Raw genomic sequence first — 2702 nt, 5'->3', positions numbered from 1 at the left:
TTATAACCTTTTCTTATGCTTCAGCTTCAGCTTTTTTTCCAACTTCGTGTCTTCTTGGATTAAGTTGTTTAGAATAATCTTTTGGTGCTCTAACTTCTTTCATGTTATCTAATTGACCTAAAGCTTTAAGTCTTTCATAGATTAATACCCATGCACAATCGTTGTCAGGGCTAACTTCACATTTACCATTTTTAGCTCCACCACAAGCACCGTTTACTAAACCTTTAGCACACATAGTTACTGGGCATATACCACCAGTCCATCCAAGTTCACATTCTCCACAAGCTTTACAAGCTTCTTCGAATTTACCAACTCTTTCAACTTCACCGATGAATAGAGTATCGTTTGCTGGATAAACAGGTATATTTTGTTTTTTAACGTTTTTCATTATTGTTTGAGTACCGTCGCCACATGCCATAGATACTACAGCATCAGCTTCTTTAAGAGCATCTTTAACTGCTTTTAATTCTTTTTTACCTAAAAGTAAATTACATGCTGTTGGTATTATTACAGATCCTGTAACTTCTATTCCATTAGCAGCTAGAGTTTCTTTCATTTCTGCTATTTCAGGTTCTCCACCAACTTTACATGCAGAAGCACAGTCACCACAACCTACTAAAACTACTTTTTTAGCGCCTTTTAAGTAACCTAATAATTCTTCTATTGGTTTTTTTTCAGAAACTACCATACGATTTTACCCCCAATTTGTATTTTAGTATATACAATTAATTATATTATTTATTATTTTGTTGTTTACAAGCTTTTATAACGTGTTTAGCTAGTATAGAAGAAGTAACTGATCCAACACCTGCTGGAACTGGAGTTACCATAGATACTTTATCTAATACTGCATCTGTATCAACGTCACCACAGATTCCGCCACCTTCTGGTTTAGCGTTTATACCAACATCTATAACTACTGCACCTTCTTTAACGTAATCAGCGTTAACCATTCTAGCTCTACCAACACCTGCTACTAAAACGTCAGCTTCAGCACAAACAGCTGGTAAATCTTTAGTTTTTGAATGGCATATAGTAACTGTAGCATTTTCACCTAATAATAACATTGCAGCTGGTTTACCAACAACCATAGATCTACCTAAAACTACTACGTTAGCTCCTTTTAGAGGTACATTGTAGTGTTTTAATATTTCTACAACTGCAGTTGGTGTACATGGAGGGAATCCAGTTTTGTCACCTTCCATAAGTTTAGCTGTATTTAAAGGACTGAAGCAGTCTATATCTTTTTCTGCTGCTATAACATGTTTGATAACTTCTTCATCTATTCCTTCTGGTAATGGTCTAAATGTTAATATACCATTTACAGAAGCATCATTATTTAATTTTTCTAATGCTGCTATATATTCATCTTGAGTTGTTCCTTCTGGTAGTTCAGTAACTTGTGTAGCGATACCTATAGTTTCACATCTTTTTAAGGCACCTTTTTCATAAGAAAGGTCATTAGGTTTTGCTCCAACTCTTAATATAGCTAATTTTGGTTGTATACCTTCTTTAACTAGAGCTTCACATTCTACTTTTAATTGTTCACTTAGTGCATCTCCAACTGGTTTACCTTTAATTATTTCTCCCATTTTAAAACGCCCCCTAATTCAAAAAATTTTATTTTACTAGTTATATATTTCCATATACTATAATTATACACATTTTTTAGTGAATATTGTATATAATTATAAGTATTTGTTAAAAAATTATTAAAAATAATACATCATTTTACAATTATAAATAATTTTTTATTTTTATTTAATTTTTTTGTTTTAAAATTTTAATTTTTCTCTTTTAAATTTATATCGTATATTTTATTTTCAAATTATATTTGATTTTTAATTATTTGATATTATATGAATAATTGCTATCTCATTGCAGCTATTACTTTGTCATATACTGCATCACAAATTGCTACACCGTCTTTAACTAAAGCATCACATTTTTCATCTAAAGCTTTAGCATATTCTTTGTCTTTCATTAATTCAACATTTATTATTACATTAAGTTGAGCAGATAATATAGCAGCTCTTAAAGATTGAACTCCACAACCTACATCACTTATAGCAAGTTTTGATCCTTTATCTACTAATTCTTCATGTAATTTTATACTTTCATGGCAAAGTTCAACTATTTTAAAAGGAACTTCACATGCTAATTTTAAGCATCTTTCTAATTCTACATCTTTAGCAGCTTTTTCTTCATCTGTACCAGCTGGTAAACCGTATGCTTGAGAAAGCGGGAAAAATCCCTCAGCATCTTTATCAATCATTTCTAATAATTGATCTTGTAAGCCTTTTGCTTTTTTCAATATAGCTTGTATATCATCTTCGTATTGTGCATATTTTTTCTTTCCTGATGTTAAGTAGCAAACCATGCTACCTAAAGCCATACCAACAGCACCAACTAATGCAGCTGCTCCTCCACCACCTGGAACTGGTGCTTTAGAACCTAATACGTCTACAAAACCTATACAACTTTTTTCAGCTATCTTTTCCATAGGTATATCTCCTTTTTATCTCATTTTTTCATTGAAGATAGTGTGCATAAGCACACTATCTTCTTTAAAATTATTTATTTTGCCATTTTATATGTATCAAGTTATTACTTTTTACACATTATATATAAATTAAATTTATCGTTTATCCCTAGAATAATCCAGATATTACTCCGTTTTCATCAACGTCGATCTTTTCAGC

The 2702-nt window shown here is 31.3% G+C and carries 3 protein-coding genes; all 3 read right to left on the bottom strand.

Annotation, left to right across the window (positions count from 1 at the left end; all coding sequences use genetic code 11):
* Positions 1–13 precede the first annotated feature (13 nt).
* The 3 genes from ACI3VO_RS13555 to ACI3VO_RS13545 all read right to left on the bottom strand — a co-directional run bounded on the left by ACI3VO_RS13555 (position 14) and on the right by ACI3VO_RS13545 (position 2503).
* Positions 14–688 (bottom strand): methylenetetrahydrofolate reductase C-terminal domain-containing protein, encoded by a 675-nt coding sequence (locus ACI3VO_RS13555; RefSeq protein ID WP_439758428.1) that lies wholly within the window; start codon positions 686–688, stop codon positions 14–16.
* Positions 689–734: 46 nt separating this feature from the next.
* Positions 735–1592 carry a bifunctional 5,10-methylenetetrahydrofolate dehydrogenase/5,10-methenyltetrahydrofolate cyclohydrolase gene (locus ACI3VO_RS13550; RefSeq protein ID WP_439758427.1) on the bottom strand — a complete coding sequence of 286 codons (858 nt, stop codon included), beginning with the start codon at positions 1590–1592 and terminating at the stop codon, positions 735–737.
* Positions 1593–1870: 278 nt separating this feature from the next.
* A complete protein-coding gene (locus ACI3VO_RS13545; protein ID WP_320626867.1) occupies positions 1871–2503 on the bottom strand; it encodes a cyclodeaminase/cyclohydrolase family protein in 633 nt (210 codons plus the stop codon).
* Between the last annotated feature and the right edge of the window lie 199 nt (positions 2504–2702).

The organism is Intestinibacter sp. (assembly GCF_051866655.1).
Classification (GTDB): Bacteria; Bacillota; Clostridia; order Peptostreptococcales; family Peptostreptococcaceae; genus Intestinibacter.
Note: the sequence above shows the minus strand (reverse complement) of the source record. Positions and strands in the feature narration are given on the sequence as shown.

Excerpts from the sequence above, each read along its gene's own strand:
- ACI3VO_RS13545 (WP_320626867.1), bottom strand. The coding sequence starts at position 2,503 with ATGGAAAAGATAGCTGAAAAAAGTTGTATAGGTTTTGTAGACGTATTA.
- ACI3VO_RS13555 (WP_439758428.1), bottom strand. The coding sequence starts at position 688 with ATGGTAGTTTCTGAAAAAAAACCAATAGAAGAATTATTAGGTTACTTA.
- ACI3VO_RS13550 (WP_439758427.1), bottom strand. The coding sequence starts at position 1,592 with ATGGGAGAAATAATTAAAGGTAAACCAGTTGGAGATGCACTAAGTGAA.